General features: G+C 36.2%; 19 protein-coding genes. 10 read left to right on the forward strand and 9 right to left on the reverse strand.

The window, feature by feature from the left end:
- The first annotated feature begins 54 nt into the window (after positions 1-54).
- The 7 genes from ACXVYO_RS08785 to ACXVYO_RS08815 all read left to right on the forward strand — a co-directional run bounded on the left by ACXVYO_RS08785 (position 55) and on the right by ACXVYO_RS08815 (position 6,638).
- The gene (locus tag ACXVYO_RS08785; RefSeq protein ID WP_048527849.1) at positions 55-930 is read left to right on the forward strand and encodes a cytochrome aa3 quinol oxidase subunit II; all 876 of its coding nucleotides are present in this window, start codon (positions 55-57) and stop codon (positions 928-930) included.
- 33 nt (positions 931-963) lie between these two features.
- Entirely contained in the window at positions 964-2,898 is a 1,935-nt protein-coding gene (gene qoxB, locus ACXVYO_RS08790; RefSeq protein WP_000762374.1) for a cytochrome aa3 quinol oxidase subunit I, read from the forward strand.
- Between the two features lie 13 nt (positions 2,899-2,911).
- Positions 2,912-3,514: a cytochrome aa3 quinol oxidase subunit III gene (qoxC, locus tag ACXVYO_RS08795; protein WP_000729313.1), complete on the forward strand. Its 603-nt coding sequence runs from the start codon at positions 2,912-2,914 to the stop codon at positions 3,512-3,514.
- On the forward strand, positions 3,515-3,826 hold the full coding sequence (qoxD, locus tag ACXVYO_RS08800) for a cytochrome aa3 quinol oxidase subunit IV (protein WP_000372611.1): 312 nt from the start codon (positions 3,515-3,517) through the stop codon (positions 3,824-3,826).
- A gap of 220 nt (positions 3,827-4,046) precedes the next feature.
- Complete coding sequence (locus tag ACXVYO_RS08805; RefSeq protein ID WP_458466729.1) at positions 4,047-5,876, forward strand: monovalent cation:proton antiporter family protein; 1,830 nt, start codon at positions 4,047-4,049, stop codon at positions 5,874-5,876.
- Between the two features lie 52 nt (positions 5,877-5,928).
- The gene (locus ACXVYO_RS08810; protein ID WP_237981639.1) at positions 5,929-6,186 is read left to right on the forward strand and encodes a DUF4022 family protein; all 258 of its coding nucleotides are present in this window, start codon (positions 5,929-5,931) and stop codon (positions 6,184-6,186) included.
- A gap of 14 nt (positions 6,187-6,200) precedes the next feature.
- The gene (locus ACXVYO_RS08815; protein ID WP_458466730.1) at positions 6,201-6,638 is read left to right on the forward strand and encodes a GNAT family N-acetyltransferase; all 438 of its coding nucleotides are present in this window, start codon (positions 6,201-6,203) and stop codon (positions 6,636-6,638) included.
- 40 nt (positions 6,639-6,678) lie between these two features.
- On the opposite strand, the gene ACXVYO_RS08820 is transcribed toward ACXVYO_RS08815, so the two are convergent.
- The 3 genes from ACXVYO_RS08820 to ACXVYO_RS08830 all read right to left on the reverse strand — a co-directional run bounded on the left by ACXVYO_RS08820 (position 6,679) and on the right by ACXVYO_RS08830 (position 8,742).
- Positions 6,679-7,107 (reverse strand): hypothetical protein, encoded by a 429-nt coding sequence (locus ACXVYO_RS08820; RefSeq protein ID WP_458466731.1) that lies wholly within the window; start codon positions 7,105-7,107, stop codon positions 6,679-6,681.
- A 4-nt stretch (positions 7,108-7,111) separates the two neighbouring features.
- The gene (locus tag ACXVYO_RS08825) at positions 7,112-7,312 is read right to left on the reverse strand and encodes a helix-turn-helix transcriptional regulator (RefSeq protein ID WP_000301181.1); all 201 of its coding nucleotides are present in this window, start codon (positions 7,310-7,312) and stop codon (positions 7,112-7,114) included.
- Between the two features lie 137 nt (positions 7,313-7,449).
- Positions 7,450-8,742 carry an NCS2 family permease gene (locus ACXVYO_RS08830; RefSeq protein WP_073517247.1) on the reverse strand — a complete coding sequence of 431 codons (1,293 nt, stop codon included), beginning with the start codon at positions 8,740-8,742 and terminating at the stop codon, positions 7,450-7,452.
- Between the two features lie 280 nt (positions 8,743-9,022).
- Here ACXVYO_RS08830 and ACXVYO_RS08835 point away from each other — a divergent pair, with 280 nt between their 5' ends.
- Both ACXVYO_RS08835 and ACXVYO_RS08840 read left to right on the forward strand, forming a co-directional pair.
- Positions 9,023-10,414, forward strand: coding sequence for an amino acid permease (locus ACXVYO_RS08835; RefSeq protein ID WP_458466732.1), 1,392 nt, complete (start codon positions 9,023-9,025; stop codon positions 10,412-10,414).
- 169 nt (positions 10,415-10,583) lie between these two features.
- On the forward strand, positions 10,584-12,131 hold the full coding sequence (locus ACXVYO_RS08840; RefSeq protein ID WP_458466733.1) for a DNA-binding protein: 1,548 nt from the start codon (positions 10,584-10,586) through the stop codon (positions 12,129-12,131).
- Between the two features lie 35 nt (positions 12,132-12,166).
- Here the strand turns inward: ACXVYO_RS08840 and ACXVYO_RS08845 are convergent, their stop codons facing one another.
- On the reverse strand, positions 12,167-13,888 hold the full coding sequence (locus ACXVYO_RS08845) for a DUF2339 domain-containing protein (protein WP_458466734.1): 1,722 nt from the start codon (positions 13,886-13,888) through the stop codon (positions 12,167-12,169).
- A 134-nt stretch (positions 13,889-14,022) separates the two neighbouring features.
- A complete protein-coding gene (gene brnQ1 / locus ACXVYO_RS08850; protein WP_458466735.1) occupies positions 14,023-15,324 on the reverse strand; it encodes a branched-chain amino acid transport system II carrier protein BrnQ1 in 1,302 nt (433 codons plus the stop codon).
- A gap of 252 nt (positions 15,325-15,576) precedes the next feature.
- Here brnQ1 and ACXVYO_RS08855 point away from each other — a divergent pair, with 252 nt between their 5' ends.
- The gene (locus tag ACXVYO_RS08855) at positions 15,577-16,962 is read left to right on the forward strand and encodes a peptide MFS transporter (RefSeq protein WP_458466736.1); all 1,386 of its coding nucleotides are present in this window, start codon (positions 15,577-15,579) and stop codon (positions 16,960-16,962) included.
- Positions 16,963-16,991: 29 nt separating this feature from the next.
- Here the strand turns inward: ACXVYO_RS08855 and ACXVYO_RS08860 are convergent, their stop codons facing one another.
- From ACXVYO_RS08860 to ACXVYO_RS08875, 4 genes are all read right to left on the reverse strand, one after another.
- A complete protein-coding gene (locus ACXVYO_RS08860; RefSeq protein ID WP_458466737.1) occupies positions 16,992-18,113 on the reverse strand; it encodes a YHYH domain-containing protein in 1,122 nt (373 codons plus the stop codon).
- Positions 18,114-18,250: 137 nt separating this feature from the next.
- Entirely contained in the window at positions 18,251-18,883 is a 633-nt protein-coding gene (locus tag ACXVYO_RS08865) for a class A sortase (RefSeq protein ID WP_458466738.1), read from the reverse strand.
- Between the two features lie 116 nt (positions 18,884-18,999).
- On the reverse strand, positions 19,000-19,473 hold the full coding sequence (locus tag ACXVYO_RS08870) for a DUF2178 domain-containing protein (protein WP_458466739.1): 474 nt from the start codon (positions 19,471-19,473) through the stop codon (positions 19,000-19,002).
- Positions 19,466-19,684 (reverse strand): helix-turn-helix transcriptional regulator, encoded by a 219-nt coding sequence (locus ACXVYO_RS08875; protein WP_000154008.1) that lies wholly within the window; start codon positions 19,682-19,684, stop codon positions 19,466-19,468. Before ACXVYO_RS08875 ends, ACXVYO_RS08870 begins: the two co-directional genes overlap by 8 nt.
- Between the last annotated feature and the right edge of the window lie 16 nt (positions 19,685-19,700).

Below are 19,700 nucleotides of genomic sequence, written 5' to 3' on the forward strand. Positions count from 1 at the left end.
TTATATTGTTTTATTGGCATAGTTTCAATCCAAGGAGAAAGGAGATTTTCAATCGTGCAACTAAAGAAAACGTTTTGGAAGCTGGCTTCGCTTCTTCCGTTATCATTACTTCTGTTCCTCGGCGGCTGTGATAAGAAACTCGCAGTATTAAATCCGCAAGGACCTGTTGCAAAAGCACAGTATGATTTAATTGTTTGGTCATTCTTGCTTATGTCATTAATTATCGCAATTGTATTCATCTTGTTTACAGTCATCTTGATTCGTTATCGTGAAAAACCAGAGAATATGGACTATGAGCCACCTGAACAACACGGTAACACATTATTAGAAATCATTTGGACGCTTGTTCCTGTTATTATCGTTATTGCATTATCGATTCCAACAGTAAAAGCAACTTATGCTTCGGAAGAGGTTCCGAAAGAGTCCAAACATATTAAACCAGTTGAGATTTATGTTACATCTGCAAACTGGAAATGGTTATTCAGTTACCCAGAGGAAAAAATTGAAACCGTTAACTATTTAAACATCCCTGCTGGTGTACCAATTCAATTCAAACTGACTTCTGTCGGTCCAATGAATGCTTTCTGGGTACCAGAACTTGGTGGTATGAAGTACACTATGGATGGTATGATTATGGATCTTTATTTACAAGCTGATAAGCCAGGTTCTTACCTAGGCCGTAGCGCGAATTTCTCTGGTGAAGGATTCACTCACATGGAATTCGAAGTTGAAGCAAAAACTAAAGAGAAGTATGACAAGTGGGTTAAAGAAGTACAACAAACTGCTCCTAAACTAACAGAAGATAAGTACAACGAAATTGTTAAACCTGGTGTAGTTGGTCGTATGACATTCTCTAGTCATCACTTAAGTTATGTAGATCCAAAATCACTTGAGTATTGTGATTACAACTACTACAAAAACAAAAAATAATAGCTATTATTCCAACAGATTGGAGTGAACACAGTGAAGCTTGATGAATTCTTTGTCACAGGTGACCCGATTATTTACGGTGCAGACGCTTCTATCGTTCTTGTGACATTAGCAATCATTTTCGTACTAACAAAGTATAAAAAATGGAAATGGCTTTGGGACGAATGGTTAACAACTGTTGACCATAAAAAGATTGGGGCCATGTATATTATTTCTGCGGTTATCATGTTATTCCGTGGTGGTATGGACGGTTTAATGATCCGTGCACAGTTAACATTCCCAGAAACAACTTATTTAAATGCTGAACATTATAACGGAATCTTCACAACACATGGTACAGTTATGATTCTTTTCATGGCGATGCCATTCGTTATGGGATTAATGAACCTTGTAGTACCATTACAAATTGGTGCTCGTGACGTTGCATATCCGTTCTTAAACGCTTTAAGTTTCTGGTTATTCTTTGTCGGAGCAATGTTATTCAACATCGCTTTCGTAATCGGTGGTTCTCCAGACGCTGGGTGGACTTCTTACTTCCCAATGGCAGGTACAGAGTTTACTTCTGGTGTAGGAAATAACTACTACGCAATTGCATTACAGATTTCAGGTCTCGGTACGTTAATGACAGGTATTAACTTCCTTGTTACTATCTTAAAAATGCGTACACCTGGTATGACTTTAATGAGAATGCCAATGTTTACTTGGTCAATCTTAATTACTACGATTATCATTATTTTCGCTTTCCCAGTATTAACAGTTGCTCTTGCATTAATGACATTTGACCGTCTATTCGATGCTCACTTCTTTACGATGGCGAGCGGCGGTATGCCAATGTTATGGGCCAACCTATTCTGGGTATGGGGTCACCCTGAAGTATATATCGTTATTTTACCGGCATTCGGTATTTTCTCTGAAATCATTAGTACATTCTCACGTAAACGTCTATTCGGTTACAGTGCGATGGTATACTCAATGGTTGCAATTTCTTTACTAAGTTTCGTCGTATGGCTTCACCACTTCTTCACGATGGGTGCAGGTCCAGCGGTTAACTCATTCTTCTCGATTTCGACAATGGCGATTTCGATTCCAACCGGGGTTAAGATCTTTAACTGGTTGTTTACACTGTATAAAGGACGTATTCGTTTTACAGTTCCAATGCTTTGGTCATTGGCATTTATTCCAAACTTCGTAGTCGGTGGGGTTACAGGGGTTATGCTTGGTATGGCAGCAGCTGATTATCAGTACCATAACAGCTACTTCCTAATTGCTCACTTCCACTACGTATTAATCGCAGGTACAGTATTCGCTATGCTTGCTGGATTCACATTCTGGTATCCAAAAATGACTGGTCATATGTTAAATGAACGCCTAGGTAAATGGACATTCTGGATCTTTATGAGCGGATTCAATATCTGTTTCTTCCCGATGTACTTCTTAGGTTTAGACGGTATGACTCGTCGTATGTACACTTACTCTGAAAGTCTTGGATGGGGATGGCTAAACCAAATCGCATCTGTTGGTGCGGTAATGATGGGTATTGGTTTCCTACTTCTTTGTTACAACGTAATTTGGAGTGCTCGTCACGGTGAACGTGACACAACTGGAGATCCATGGGATGGCCGTACACTTGAATGGGCAACTCAATCTCCTGTACAACATTACAACTTCGCGAAACTTCCTGAAATCAAAGAAGCTGATGCTTTTTGGTACATGAAAAAACGCGGAGAAACAGTTACACCAGCAGCAGAAGATATTAAACCAATTCACATGCCAAGTAACTCTGGCGTGCCTATTATTGCGTCTTTATTCTTCGGTCTTGCAGGTTTCGCATTAGTATTTAGCTGGTTCTGGCTTGCAGCAATCGGCGGCGTTGGTATTTTAGCTTGCTTAATCTATCGTTCATTCGATTATGATGATGGCTACTACGTAAGCGTTGATGAAATTAAAGAAACAGAACATATAGCATGAGAGGTGAAATGATATGGCGGCTTTAGATAAAAGCTTACCTTTGGAATATCAATCCGAGCAAAGCAGATTGAATATCCTAGGATTCTGGATTTTTCTTGGGGCTGAAATTATGCTGTTCGCAACACTTTTCGCCTCTTATCTAGTACTTGCTGGTCGTACGGCTGATGGCCCAACTCCAGCGCAACTGTTTGAACTTAAAACGCTTTTAATTCAAACATTACTACTTTTAACAAGTAGTTTCACATGTGGTATCGTAATTCACGAAATGCGTAAGCACAACCAAAAAGCAATGCTTGGATGGTTCATCCTTACATTACTTTTAGGTGCAGGTTTCCTATTCTTTGAAATCGAAGAGTTCATTATGTACATCGGTGAAGGCGCAACAATTCAAACAAGTGCTTTCCTATCTGCATTCTTCGTTCTTCTTGGAACGCACGGAGCCCACGTAACAGGCGGTATCATTTGGGCAATTTGTGTTATTATCCAAATTTTAAAACGAGGTTTAACACCAGTTACAGCGCGTAAAGTATTCATTATCAGCTTATACTGGCATTTCCTTGATCTAGTTTGGGTCTTTATTTACACACTAGTTTACTTGAACGGGATGGTGGCGTAAATGGATCAAAATAACAACCAAGCAAACGGGCATGCGCATAGCGGATTCCCTTGGTCACACGTTTTCGGATTTATTTTATCGCTTGCACTAACGTTTCTAGCGTTATACGTGGCACTTTATACAAACTTGCCACTTTCAACGATCTTAACAACTATTATCGTAATGGCTGTTGCGCAAGCGTTGTTACAATTAATTATGTTCATGCATTTAAAAGAAGGAGAAGGCAGAGTTCAAATCCTTACAATGATATACAGTTTCTTCGTTGCAACTGCAACAGTTGGTTTAACTGTATGGATCTTCTTCTCAATGTAATGTACATGAAAAAGACTGCTGAAGTTTCTCAGCAGTCTTTTTTTATCCCCTCCCCTATTACATCCACATTACGGAATTAACAACAGAATCATGAAAAATATACTTATTATGACAAATGTTAAGAAAACTCTTTCTTTATGAAATCGAATTCATATGCGTTGCTTTTCTACCTATTATATGGCTAAATAGGTACTATATTTATTTGAAGGGAGAGAACGCAATGGAACATCATACTTCTGTTCTATCACTTATGGTTGTCGTTGCAATCGCGTTTTTCGTTCCCCTTTTGTTACAACGCTTTAAATTAAAAGCACTTCCTGTCGTTGTTGCAGAAATCATCGCAGGAATCTTTGTAGGTAAAAGTGGGTTTAATATTATTGAGCCAGATATGTGGCTTCAAGTCTTATCGACACTAGGATTTATCTTCTTAATGTTCTTAAGCGGTTTAGAAATTGATTTTTCTATCTTTAAACAAAAAGGGAAAAAGAATACGACAAACGAACCAAACACATTCCAAGCAGCAAGCATTATCTTCTTATTTATTTTCATCTTATCTTATGCCCTATCATTACTATTCGTATGGCTAGGATTCGTGGATAATGCAATGTTTATGACTTTAATTATTTCAACTATTTCTTTAGGTGTTGTTGTACCAACATTAAAAGAAAACAACTTAGGAAAAACGGCAATCGGACAAATCATTTTATTAGTCGCTGTTATTGCAGATTTAGTTACAATGATTTTACTCGCTGTATTCGTCGGATTAAATTCCGAAAGCGGCCAAAGCATGTGGCTCCTTCTTCTTCTATTCGGCGCTGGTATTGTTATTTACTTCGTTGCAAAACGCTTTAAAAACATTCCATACTTGGATAGCTTAAAAGCTGGTAGTGTACAAATTGATACACGAGCTGTTTTTGCACTCATCTTAATATTAGTTGGGTTATCTGAATCTGTTGGAGCTGAAAATATTTTAGGCGCCTTCTTAGCAGGGGTACTCGTATCGTTATTATCACCAAATGAAGATATGGTAGAAAAACTGGATTCCATCGGATATGGTTTCTTCATTCCTATTTTCTTCGTGATGGTTGGTGTAAACTTAGAAGTTTGGTCTATTTTTAAAGAACCTTCTAGTATGCTAATGATCCCAATTTTAATTGTAGGACTCTTTATCTCAAAACTGTTACCATCACTCGTTTTACGAAAATGGTATCCACGTAATATCGTACTAGGAAGTGCCATCTTATTAACATCGACACTTTCTTTAGTTATTGCAGCTGCACAAATTGGTGAAAAACTAGGAATCATCAGTCCAAGTTTATCTGCTTCCCTTATTTTAAGCGCAGTTATTACTTGTATTTTTGCACCTATATTATTTAAAAAAATGTTCCCAAAAGTAGAAACACCAAAACCAAAAGTTTCTATTATTGGCGCAAGCAGAATTACCCTTCCGTTATCACTTGATTTAAAACGAGAAGATTATGACGTAACACTTTATATGATGCGTCAAAATAAAATAAATGATGAGGAAGCGAAATCACATGACTTCCCTATCGTAAAATTAGATGACATCACAATCGCATCATTAACTGAACGAACAGCATTTATCGCAGACCGCGTTGTTGTTGCAACAAGCGATGATGAACAAAACTTATTATTAGCAGAACATGCAAAAGAACTAGGTGTTGAACATGTTATTGCAAGTGTAGAAGATCCACTTCTACAAGAAAAAGCAACGCAAGAACATATCGCCGTATTCTCAACAATTAACTCTACACGTATTCTGTTACGTGCACTAATTGATAAACCGAGTCTCGTACGCTTAATTACAACAGCAAACGAAACTGTTCGTGAAGTTGAACTACGCAGCAATACATATAACGGTGTTGCACTACGTCGCCTTCCATTTTTAGGCGATGTACTCGTTATTCAAATTTATCGCGGTAATAAAGCATTAATCCCGCATGGTGATACGAGACTACAACATGGTGATACATTGCTTGTCACAGGTTCAAAAGAACATATTGATACGTTGAAAAACATATTAGAATAAAAAATGCCCCTCACATAATTGAGGGGCATTTTTTTCCATTTCATATGGTAAAATGTTACTATCACATATTATGAGGATGGATCACATTATGTCTATTGTAACTTTAGCTCTTTTATTATTGGCAGAAATACTCATTGCCATTATTCTCATCGGTGTTAGCATTGAAATTTGTAGTTACGGATGGAAAAAATCGAATGGAATAAAATACTCTTGCCTCTTACTTTCACTCCTTCTCGGAACTGCTAGCATACTCGGGCTTTTCGCCGCACCTGCCTATTTCTTTATACAACTAACAGAAAATGCCTTATAAGAAAGGATGTTAATATGATTACCGTGAAAAATATTGAGGGATCTGAAACTTACGTATTACGTCAAAAAATTTTACGCCCGAATCAAACATTAGCAGATTGTAAATACTCTTCCGACTATGAGACAGACACCTTTCACTTAGGCGCATTTATAAACGATGAACTGATTAGTATCGCTTCCTTCTCAAAAGAAATATACCCTGACTTACTAGCAGGTGTTCATTATCGTCTACGAGGAATGGCCACATTACCTGAATTTCGAAACAAACGTGCTGGAAGCTCCTTAATTCAGAAGGCGGAGCAAGTCTTGCAAGAACGTAAAGCAAATATATTATGGTGTAATGGCCGAATTACTGTAGCTGAATATTACAAGCGCTTAGGCTTTCAGGAACATGGTGAAATCTTTGAAATTGAACCGATTGGTCTTCATAAAGTACTGTATAAAAAAATATAAGAAAAGCTTTCCCGCAATACGGGAAAGCTTTTCTTATATTTCAATCTTCATTTTTTATTTTTTTCATATATATGTATATAAACAAACTAGGAACTAAAAAACAAGCAAGCATAATAAGTCCTGTCATACTAATTTCCTTTATCGAAATATCTGGTGTTACAACGATACAAATAGCTAAAATCCCAATAACAATACCTACTGGAATGAATAATAGCTTCATAAAATAACTACGCGATACTCCGCCCGTATGCTCATACACTTGCACCGAATTTTTTAAGTTTAAAAAGTTAATACCTATTATCCCGCACATAAATACCATTAATAAATCCGAAACACTTTCATATCCTGTACCTTGCAAAACGTAGCGATAAAAAACAATACCTAGTATGATGATATTTTGTAAGATGAAAACGAGTCTAATATGTTTTAGCCCCTCAATCATTAAACGTTCATCTTTCACGATTCTCATCCCCTCACTCCTCTTCCTCCCAAAATAAATCATTTAATGTTTTATCTACCGCATAACAAATTTTCAAACATAAATCTAAAGACGGGTTGTATTTCCCCTTCTCAATTAAACTAATCGTTTGCCTTGTAACGCCTACTTTTTCTGCTAATTGTTGCTGTGTTAAATCTAACTGAACACGCGCGACTTTTATTTTACTGACAGCCATTCATGTTCCTCCTCTACCTATATTGTAACATATATATTCCATTAAGTAATTTATATTTTACGCCATTAATTTGATTTTCACTTTATTATACACAAAAAAGGAGCCTCTCATAAGAAGCTCCCTCACCTATATCTATATTATAAGAATAAATGACATCCAAATAAAATTGTAAATAAGTATAGTAACGGATGTACTTCCATCCCTTTCCCTTTCACAATTTTTAAGACTGGATATACTAGAAATCCAATTGCAATTCCATTCGCAATGCTAGACGTTAACGGAATACCAACGAAAATTAAAAATGCTGGTAATGCATCATCAAATTCATTCCAATTAATATCACGAAGACTTTGCGCCATTAAACTACCTACAATAATTAATGAAGGAGCTGTAATAGCGGCTACACTTGATAAAGAAGCAATGACAGGGCTGAAGAATGCCGTTATAATCGTTAGACCGACAACGATTATACCTGTTAATCCTGTTTTACCACCTGCAGCAATACCAGCTGACGATTCAATCGTCGCTGCTGTTGGGCTTGTTCCAAAGATAGAGCCTGTAGTCCCGCCAATTGCATCTGCAATAAACGCTTTACCAAAACGTTTCTCAGTATTATCTGTAATTAAGCCTGCTTGTTTAATTAAACCAAGTAATGCACCTGTTGTATCAAATAACAGTACAAGTAAAAATGAAAATACAACACCATATAATCCGTATTCAATTACATCTGAAAAGGCGTTGATTGGGTTTGAAACGATAATACCCTCTGGTAAATGAGGCATCGCAACAATTTTATCCGTAAACTTCAGTTGCCCTGTAAAGAAAGCGATAACTCCCGTCACAATCATACTAATAAATAATGCACCGCTCACACGCAATGCCATTAATACCGCCGCTAATATTAAACCAATTAAAGTTAAAATAACGGCTGGAGAATGAAAATCACCAATCGTAACTAAATTAGATGGATGATCGACGATAATTCCAGAAAGGCGTAATCCAATAAAAGCAATAAATAGTCCAATTCCACCTGCAATTGCATGTTTTAAACTATCAGGAATTGCGACAATTAGCTTTTGCCTAAATGAAGTGAAAGATAATAAAAGAAAAATGATACCTGTTACAAATACTGCTGAAAATGCAATGACATATGTAATCCCCTCTGCCTGTTGAACAACAGAATAAGCAAAATACGCATTCATTCCCATAGCTGGAGCAATAACAATTGGATAGTTAGCTAAAAACGCCATACATAGCGTCCCTACAACCGTCGCAATAATGGTTGCTGTAAAAGCTTGATCAAATGGTACACCTGCATCAGATAATATTTTCGGATTGATGACAAGAATATACGCAAATGTAAAAAAAGTTGTGATGCCAGCTAAAAGCTCTTGCTTCACAGAAGTGTTATATTTTTGTAATTGAAACATGGTTATGTACCCTTCCTACATCTGAATTATTATCACACATTCTTTTCTTACTAGTATGTGAGAAAATATAATACTTAATCTTAGCAATCAATAAAAAGAAGAGTCAATATATTCACTAATAGTTCGAATTTTAAGTTTAAGTCTGACAAGTGCAGATGTAGTACAGTTAATCATGTTTATTTTTGTAGCATAACAGATAGAAATGTTTTATAATTTGAAATAGTTAAATATTTAGTAACCGCATTCAAATATCGTTCACTCTACAAGGAGGATTCTTCTTATGCAGCACACAAACAAATCAGGAACTTTAAATCGAGGTTTAAAAGAACGACATATTACTTTAATGTCACTCGGTTCAGCTATTGGCGTTGGACTATTTTTAGGATCCGCTTCTGCTATTAAGCTAGCTGGCCCTTCCATTCTACTAGGTTATATGATCGCTGGACTCGTTATTTTTTTCATTATGCGAGCACTTGGAGAAATGGCAATTGAACAACCTGTTGCCGGCTCTTTTAGTAAATATGCTTCTGATTATCTTGGACCACTAGCTGGCTACATTACCGGTTGGAACTACTGGTTCTTATGGGTTGTTACTTGTATGGCTGAAATTACAGCAGCTGGCATTTACATGCAGTACTGGTTCCCAGATATCCCGCGCTGGACTTGGGCGTTACTCGCTCTATTATTAATGAGTGCTTTCAACTTCTTATCCGTAAAAGTATTTGGAGAACTTGAATTTTGGTTTGCTCTCATAAAAATTGTCACAATTATCTGTATGATAATTGTTGGAGCTGGTATTATTTTATTCGGATTCGGAAACGGCGGTGTCGCTACTGGTATTTCAAACCTTTGGTCACATGGTGGCTGGTTTCCGAATGGTTTCTCTGGGTTATTGCTCTCTTTACAAATGGTGTTATTCGCTTATTTAGGCGTTGAATTAATCGGTGTTACAGCGGGTGAAGCTCAAAATCCGAAAAAAACACTCGCAAAAGCAATCGATAACGTATTTTGGAGAATATTACTGTTCTACGTTGGGGCTCTATTCGTTATGATGGCAATTTATCCATGGAACGAACTTGGTGAGAAAGGAAGTCCATTCGTTTTAACATTCCAGCAAATCGGTATCGCAAAAGCAGCAGGGATTATTAACTTTGTCGTATTAACAGCAGCTCTTTCTTCTTGTAATGGTGGTTTATTTAGTACAGGCCGTATGCTGTATACATTAGCTCAGCAGAAGAAAGCCCCTGAAAGATTCGGTCGTTTAAATAAAAACGGCATTCCAAGTCAAGGAATTGTAGCAACAGCTATCGTTTTACTCGTTGGTGTTATATTAAACTATCTTGTGCCCGCAAAAGTATTTACATGGCTCACTAGTATTTCAACTTTCGGGGCAATTTGGACTTGGGGCATCATTTTAATCGCTCAAATTAAATTCCGTAAGGGATTGCAAACTGATAAAAAGGACAAGCTAACATATAAAATGCCTTTATATCCATTAAGTTCATATTTCTCACTCGCTTTCCTTGCACTAGTATTAGGTATAATGGCGTATTCAGAAGATACAAGAATTGCATTAATTGTTGGCCCAATTTGGCTCATTGGTTTAGCTATCGTGTATTATATGAAAGGGTTTCATAAAATTGATGAAACACCTAATTCTAAAATTAGTTAAGCTCAAAATCTCTTCCTATTTACTAGGAAGAGATTTTTTCATTATTCACACAAATATTTCTCAATCAAATTAACGCTATCTTTACACTATTTAATATTTTCTATCTTTCTTTCCTGAAAAAAATAGATTACATTATTAAAGCAAATATTTTTATTAGGGGGATTCTTCTATGAAGAATAAAAAATGGATTACATTTTCTTTAGCAACAGCAATTACACTAAGTATAGGAGCTTCATTCCTTCCGTCTACTTATGCGGAAAGCTCAATGGACCCAGCTCCTGAAATTGCTGCAAAAGTTGTAAATCAAAATAGCGGGAAGAAAGTATTATTCGATAATACACACGGTCAAACTGCTGGGACCGCTGACTGGGTTATCGATGGCGGCTTTTCTGACTTCGGAAACGGTATTGCCCAAAACGGATATCATGTAAAAGAACTTCGTAAATCAACACCGATTACGTATGCAGATTTAAAAGACTACAATGTATTTATCGTTCCAGAAGCTAATATTCCTTACAAGAAATCTGAACAAGATGCAATGTTACAATATGTGAAAAATGGCGGAAGTATTTTCTTTATTGCAGATCATTATAATGCAGATCGTAACAAAAATCGCTGGGACTCTTCTGAAGTATTTAATGGATATAGACGCGGTGCTTGGGATAATCCTGCAAAAGGAATGTCTAGTGAAGAAGTAAATTCACAAGCTATGCAAGGAGTAGAAAGCTCTGATTGGCTATCTGACAACTTCGGTATTCGCTTCCGCTACAATGCACTTGGTGATGTTTCTGCTAAAAATATTGTGTCACCTGAACAATCATTCGGAATTACAAAAGGTGTTTCATCTGTAGCAATGCATGCTGGTTCTACTCTAGCTATTACAAACCCAAAACTAGCAAAAGGACTTGTTTATCTTCCAGAAAACCCGTCAAAATGGAATAATGCTGTTGATAGCGGTGTTTATAACGGCGGTGGTATTGCAGAGGGTCCTTATGCCGCTATCGCAAAAGTAGGACTTGGAAAAGCTGCCTTTATCGGTGACTCTTCTCCAGTTGAAGATGCGACGCCAAAATACGTTCGTGAAGATTCTGGCCAAACAAAGAAAACTTACGATGGTTATAAAGAAGAAAACGATGCTATCTTACTAGAAAATATCGTAAATTGGCTATCGAATAAAGAAACATTTACAAGTTTAGATCAAGTAAATGGTTTACAACTTGATTTACCTACCACTTTACAAACATTTGAACAACCAAGCTTATCAACTGAGCCACAACCAGAACCTTGGAGTGCGCCAAATGCAGGTTATCAATGGTTTAATACAAATACTTTTAAACCAGGATCATACGGTTATAACGGTGCTGTAACAGCAAACGACTACGTAGTTACACACCCTAGTACTCTACCAAACAATGAAGTGTTCCAAATAAAAATCCAAGTAAATAACTTATTACCAAACACAACATACAATAATTACTCTTTAGGTATATTCACTACTGGCGGTACACAAGTAGCAAAAGTTCAAAACACAAATGGCACTTGGCCATCTGCTTTTGGATATAGTAGTGTATTCTCTTTCACAACAAACAGCTTAGGTTCTGCTGAGAAGATTGTAAATGTACAAATCAACCCAAATACGACTGGACAAGCAACGCTGCGTCTACGCCAAAATACGACAGCGAAATACAGTGAAGCTGTAACAATTGATAAGAAATAATGAAAAAGGCAATCCGCATACGGATTGCCTTCTTTTTATTTCTCTTCTTTTGAGAAAAACATCCTTGAAATAACGATACCTATACTACCTACTATTAAGAATAACACTGCCCTGATCATCATCGATACTTCTGGTAAGTCCAGAAGGAATAGCTTCCCTATCGTTACGACTAACACGACTAAGCCGGCATACAATATTTCATTCATATTTTTATTCCGTCCAAGCCAAACTGCAAATAATGCATATACCATCCATAATAACGATACAGATACACTTATTATACTTCCATCTGTAGAAAGCACTTCACCGACTCTAGTAATTGCAATAAATATGATAACCATAAACCAATAGAGTGCTATAGAATAAACATATTTTCCAAAACTCATTAACACATCTTTCACTTGTTTCATGCAGTAATAAAATGTACCTATTAAAATAATATGAGCAACAAACCCAGCTGAAAGGAAATGATCAAATGGGCTAAAAATAGTCTGTATCATTCCAATCGCATAAACCGTCGCACTAACATACAATTTTATCTGTTGTTTTACTTTAATAGCAGTCACCATACCGAGGAAACCTTGTAATAATAATACAATCGCTGCATTCACTAAACTATACTCATATAAAATCGCTAAACTAAATGCACCCATTGCGAAACCAAATAAAAGATTTGTAAATGTAGAATGTCGATTTTTCCTATATTCAAACACGAACATAATAGCGTGCACAAGTGCGCTAATCATTAATCCCCATGTTGTAAATTCAGGTATTTTTGAAAGGGCTAATATAAAGAAAACTGCATTCGCACTAAATATCGCCAAGCGTGGCTCTACTATAAAACTTCTCTCTGTAAACATATGCCAAAATAATAGTAAGTGAATCAAACCATAAACAACCGTTAACTGTATTTGCAAATCCTCTACTAACATTGACATAATAGCAAAGAAGACGAAAAGAACAATAGCAGCAACAGCATAAGAAATCATATATAAATACTGATAACGACTTTTCAACGCATACCATAACAAGCTAAGTGTTAGTATCGTCTCATATCCAAAGAAAATATAAGGATTAGGAGTCGTACTATTTAATAAGAATGGTACGAAGAAAGCTCCTACCGCTACGAAGATAGTCAGATACTCCGATTGATACCTCTTCGCTACATAAATACCTAAAATGACCCATGCAATATTACATACAAACGCAACACTTGCTGGAATAAATCCATATAAATAATGTGCCGCAAATGTCGTTAAAACTATACCCGTTATACTTCCTCCTGCTAATACTAACCCTAACGCTTGCCGCTCTCGTTTAATTTGAATATCCCCTATATAATAAAAACCGATAGATAGGACAATGCCAAACACAATTCGTATTGCTGGTGTTAATAATCCGGCATCTACCCCTGCTTTAAATAACCATATTACTCCAAGTAACATAATGCCAACAAATATGCGTGGTAACCAAGTTTGGCAAAACTTAATAATATTAAATGGTTCTGGTTTAAAAGCAGATATATCCACTTGTTTTATATCACGTTCTTGCACAGGCTCTTTTATTGTAACTACTTCTTCTTTTTGCTTTTCCTCCATCACCGTTTCAATATATTCTTTCTTTTCCTTCCTAACATGTTGCTGAGCATTTTCTACTTCTATTTCTCTCTGTTTTGCTTTCAATTCAAAAAGAGCTTCTTGCATTGTTTCAATTGTCGTTTCGAGTGCTTCTATTTTCTTATTTAAATCTTCCTTCATACACTCCCCCCTCATCACCTATTCAAAACCTATATATTACCAATTACCTTTATCATACTCTTAGTCTATTCATTTTCAATACCATTTTTCCAAAAAAAGAAAGGTGTTTTCCGAAATAGGAAAACACCTCTTACTTATTTCTTCTTATTTAAAACAATACTCACGATAACACCAATACAAGCACCTATAATAGCTGGAACAATCCATCCCACACCTTCTGTATAGAACGGAATGTATTTCAATACTAATGTCCACTGATTCATCATCACATTTTTATTGAAAATATCGATTGCACTAAATACCGCTACACCCCCAACTGTTACTGCATATACGTATGCATACTTTCCAATATACTTATGAAATAACCCTAAAATAATAAGTGTTAATGCAACTGGATAAATAAATCCAAGAATCGGTACTGATACTTTTAAAATTTGTGTTAATCCTAAATTAGCTAAAATCATACTAACAAAACTTAATATAAATGCCCAAACTTTATAAGTTACTTTCGGAAACGCACTTGCGAAAAATTGACTACAAGATGTAACAAGTCCAATTGAAACACATAAACACGCGATCGTAAAAATAAGACCTAATAAAACGACTCCACCTTGTCCAAATAACGTCGTCATCACTTGTGCTAATACGTTCGCCCCATTATTAAATGCACCTAACGAACCGCTAATTGAACCAACATATCCAAGTATGACATAAATAATAGATAATAATAGTCCTGCTCCAATTCCAGCAATACTCATATATTTCGCTAAACCTTTATCATCTTCAATACCTTTTGCCCGAAGAGCATTCGCAATAACAATCCCAAAAATTAAAGCTGCTAATGCATCCATCGTTAAATACCCATCTAAAAATCCTTGAAACATCGGAGCTTGTCCATAGTTTCCGGCAGCCTCTTTCACACTACCTACTGATGTAAACATACTCTTTATAAAGATAAGGGCAATCATACCTAATAATAACGGTGTTAAAACCTTTCCGAACAACCCCATTAATTTAGACGGTGATAAACTTAACCAGTACACAATACTAAAGAAAATAACCGTGTAACATAATAAAACTATACTTCCTGATTCTGTGAAGAACTGACCTGGTCCCATTTCAAACGCTAAACTTCCTGCACGTGGTATACCAAGACCTGGTCCAATAAATAAATACACGATACACGGAAAAATAATGGCGAATGAAGAATGAACTCTACCCGCTAGCGTTTGAAAACTTCCTGCTTTTGCAATCGCAATAACGCCCAATATAGGAAGACCTGTTGCTGATATAATAAATCCTATTAATGAAACCCACACATGTTCTCCTGCTTCATATCCAAGGAAAGGTGGGAATATAAGATTCCCCGCTCCAAAGAACATCGAGAATAACATAAGACTAATAAGTAAAATTTCTTTTTTCTGTAACAATTTCATTTCTTTCTCCTTCTTTAATTCCATCTTTCATGAAATCAATTTCACATATAAAAAAGTGCAATAACCCGCTTCCTTACAAAGAAAACATAGTCCATAGTCTATCACAAAAGAAATACCCATTCTATAGCTATCTCTCTTTTCCAATTTCTTCTGAAAAATCAACCTTTATTGACTTATAATAGTTAATAAGGTAAAATATTAAATGTGCAAAATTATTAACTTTGTTTTTGTTTGTGTCAGGAGGAAAATAACATGGAATCAGCGATACAACTAGAAAGAGAACAACAAAGAAAAAAGAAACATCCTCCAGGTTTATACTTACTCTTCTTTACAGAAATGTGGGAAAGATTTAGTTACTATGGATTAAGAGGATTATTAACATTATATTTAACGACAGCTTTAGTAAGCGGTGGTCTTGGGTTTAGTCCCGCATGGGCACTCTCTATTTACGGATTTTATACTGGAGCCTGTTATTTCACACCAATGATTGGTGGATACTTAACAGACCGGTTCCTAGGTAGACGAAAAGCGATCACAATTGGTGGTATAACAATGGCACTCGGTAACCTTACATTATTTGCCATGCAAAACCAAGTCGGCCTATACCTCGGATTAGCGCTTATTATTATCGGTAATGGATTCTTCAAACCGAATATCTCTACACTTGTTGGAGAATTATACGAAGAGAATGATCCAAAACGTGATAGTGCATTTACCATTTTCTATATGGGTATTAACGTCGGATCATTTTTAGCTCCACTCGTTTGCGGATTTTTATCAGAAAATTTATTCAAAACAACAGTTGATGGCGTCGTACATTACGGATTCCGTTACGGATTCTTAGCCGCTTCAATCGGAATGATCATTGGACAAATTTTATTTACAACACTATCAAATCGCTTCCTTGGTGATATCGGTAAAAAACCAACTCGCGATTTACAAACAACAGATGGACAACCATCAGTAGGAGATACACCGTTAACAAAAAAAGAAAAACAACGTACCGCAGTTATCGTCATTTTAACATGCTTCGTTGTCTTCTTCTGGGCTGGCTTTGAACAAGCTGGTAGCTCATTAACATTATATACAAACAAATTTGTAGACCGCTCTGTGTTCGGATGGGAAGTTCCAACATCTTGGTTCCAATCGGTCAATCCATTATTTATTATTTTACTTGCTCCAGTTATTTCAGCATTATGGGCAAAACTTGCAACTCGCAAGCGCGGGGATTTAAAAATCCCAACTAAAATGGGACTTGGTATGATCTTGCTTGGTATCGGTTATATCATTCTCGTTATCGCTACATTAAAAACAGGTAGTGATGAACATAACATTACAGAAAAAGCAAACTTACTATTTATCGTCTTTACGTATCTTTTCCATACGTTAGGTGAGCTATTCTTATCACCTGTTGGACTATCAATGGTTAGTGCACTTGCCCCAGTAAAACTTGCTTCATTACTAATGGGAGTATGGTTAGCAAGCTCAGGAATTGCTAACATTTTAGGCGGACAACTTGCAAGCTTCACAACTTCACTTGGATATGCTGAAGTATTCACCGTAATCGGAGCTGTAGCAATTGTATTAGGTTGTGTTTTATTACTAATTTCTAAGAAGTTAGTGAAATGGATGGATTAAAAAAAGATGAGGGATTTCCCTCATCTTTTTTATGCATTCTTACCTTTTTCTATCGCTTGTTCGTACAGCTCTTTATGTTCTTTATATTCACTCGGCACAAAATTCTTATAGAAGAATGCAAGCCAACTATCTCCTTTTTTATATCCTTCTTCTCTAATTTCTGCTGCTTTTTTATTTGATTTAAATCCATCAATAAACCATTTCTTTAACGATTCATTTTTTTCATACTTAGCAGGAACTTTCAAATCATAGTTTTCAAATGCATACTTATAGCCAGCCTTTTCTACTGCTTTTTTGGTAGACTTATAACCCTTTTCATAAGCTGTTTCATACGCCTTCACGTACACATCTTTCTCTCTATTTCCAGGGTCCTTTCCAGCTAGTTCCTTACCTGCCTTTTCTCCTAGTTCAGCTTGCTCTTTTTCAACTTTTTCTGTTCTTTCTTTATTCCCTACTTGGAAACCTTCTGCAAAGTTTGGCTTAAACTCCGGAGCAATTTGACTATCTTCCATCGTCTCTTGTGCTAAACCTTGCTCTTTTCCTTTTTCAAAATGCGTTTTCTTCTGCTCTTCTAAAGACCAAGATGCAGCATACGCAGTTTTGAATGCTTCTTTATATGTATCTGATTTTCCAGTTAAATGTGATTCTGCATCATTTTTCCCTGCTTTAAAATCAGTCTCTCCACTTTTTTGTCCCTCAAGCTGCCCTTTTTCCATATCAGCTTGATGCTGTGCTTCCTCTCGCTTACGTGCCTCTTCTGCTTTTCTTTGCTCTTCAGCTACACGTTGTCTCTCTTCCTCTGCCTTTCTTTGTTCCTCCGCTACACGTTGTCTCTCTTCTTCAGCTTGACGCTGCGCCTCTGCGGCACGTTGTTTTTCAGCCTCAGCATTGCGCTGCGCTTCTGCTTGTCTTTCAGCTTCTACAGCACCATTATTATTAGTGCTAGGAGCTGGACTTGTTGCACCGCTACTAGAAGCTGGTTTATTGTGATAATGATATTCCCCGTACTGTAATCCCCATTTTTCACAATTTGTACGACACGTATGTCCTCCATTAGCATCTGTACGTCCTGGATGCGCATAAGCTGAGATTGGAGCTACCAATAACGCTACACTTGTTGTTAAAAGAAGTTTCTTCATCTGTTGTTTCACTCTTGTTCCTCCCAAAATCCTGAATTCTAACTTTATTATACATAAATAGAAAAATACTTAAATACCCACTAAAATATTCTATTATTTCTCAACATTAGTAAAAAGAAGGTCAACTCTTTAAAGAGTTGACCTTCTTTTTATTTCTTCGCCTTCGTTCCTACTAAATCACCAACAACAACGTAACGCTTAGAATTATCCTTAACAGATACACATGTAATAAGCGTTATTTCATCTTTCCCATGATCCTCGACAACTTCCCACTTATCAGGAGTTACTTCAGATACACCAGTAACCGCATATTCATATTCGTTTTCATTATCATACAAATAAATTTTATCGCCTTTTTTTAAAGAGGCTACATCACTAAATAAAACACCTTTTTTAGACATGTTATGTCCTGCTAATGCATAATTCCCTTTTCCCATTACTTGATTTTCTTTTACTGTTGCTGCACCTGATAATAGGTTTTTCTCAGTAGAAGATTTTAAAACAGGAAGTTCTAATGAAACACTCGGGATCGAAATACGACCAATTACTTGTTTCTTATCTAATGATGCATTCGCTACTTCTGCCAAGTCTGGTTGATCAATTTTCGAAGCATCTACAAATTCCGTCTCATGTTTTTCATAATCCATCTTTTGAACAGCCTGTACATTTTCAGTCTGTTTCTTTTCAGCCTGATATCCATCATAAAATGGCTTTCCGATTAACACACCACCTACAACAAATAGAAGGATTGCTACTATACTATAAATTCTTTGCTTATTCATATACAATTCCTTTCCCTTACAAAATCTTACTCTATATAAAATGATAAGATAATATTGCTATATGTACAAGTGTAAGCTGAAAAGAAACCTTCTTGCCGATGCAAGAAGGTTTCTTTTTAAGCTAATTTATTTCTGTATAGTGATACATGAAATACTGTCATTTGAATAAAGAAAATACTAAATGCAATATATACCGGATATGCAGGAACATATAGATTAGCAATTGGAGAAAGCGTTAAAAAACCAACCGCACAAGGCAACACGTACCATAGTGACATAAATGTAGTGCGACAAGCCTTTTCTGTAATTGCCTTTTCCCGCTCGTCTTCTTGAGGAAATAATAGTGGAAACATCCAATATGATAGCTCTTTATATTTTTTCTTTTGAATTTTATAAAGAACAGTCGATACAATACCAAATATCAAAAGCAATCCTAGTGGCGTTAAACTCATTGAAATTTCAGATGGTACTCTCTCCGTTTGAATAAAATTGGCGACTTCAATAGTAAAATAATACAACTCAATAAACGCCCAACCTGCTAATACCATTAAAAGTACATTTAGCATATAAGAAAATACAAGTCTATTCATCCTCTTTCCCCTCCTTATTTAAAACAAACACATCTTCCATCTTTAACTGAAATACATCGCAAATCATAAGCGCTAATAACAAGGAAGGAACATAATCCCCTTTTTCAATTGCAGCGATTGTTTGTCTCGTCACTCCAACCTTTTCTGCTAATACACTTTGCGAAAAATTAAACCGAGCTCTTAATTCCTTCACTCTATTTAAAATGGTCAAATTTACCACCTCTCGA

This window comes from Bacillus sp. BC08, from assembly GCF_054326875.1.